Origin of the sequence: Corallococcus exercitus, from assembly GCF_003611585.1 — a bacterium.
GTDB lineage: Bacteria > Myxococcota > Myxococcia > Myxococcales > Myxococcaceae > Corallococcus > Corallococcus exercitus.
Genome location: NZ_RAVW01000901.1, coordinates 1 through 434, shown reverse-complemented (window position 1 = coordinate 434; position 434 = coordinate 1). Strand labels below are relative to the sequence as shown.

The window sequence follows — 434 nt, the reverse complement described above, 5'->3', positions numbered from 1 at the left end:
GGGCCAGGCTGGCATTCACGTCGGGGCCGTGCACCGTCACGCCGTGGCGACGCGCATCGGCCACCAGGGACTGCGGCGAGTAGAAGCCCATGGGTTGCGCGCGCAGCAGTGCTGCGCAGAACGCCGCGGGATGGTGCAGCTTGAACCACGACGAGTAGAACACCAGCGAGGCGAAGCTCAGCGAATGACTTTCCGGGAAACCGAAATTGGCGAACGCCTCCAGTTTCTCGTAGATCCGGTCGGCCACCACGCCGGTGATGCCGTGACGTTCGCGCATCCCGTCGTAGAACCTGCTGCGCAGTCGCCGCATCTTCGCGGTCGAGCGTTTGGACCCCATGGCCCGGCGCAACTGGTCGGCCTCGGCCGCACTGAAACCCGCGCAGTCGACCGCGAGTTGCATGAGTTGCTCCTGGAACAGCGGCACACCCAGTGTC

General features: G+C 65.9%; 1 pseudogene. It reads right to left on the bottom strand.

What is annotated here, in order from left to right:
• Positions 1-434: pseudogene (locus D7W79_RS42775) on the bottom strand (error-prone DNA polymerase); the annotation flags it as partial.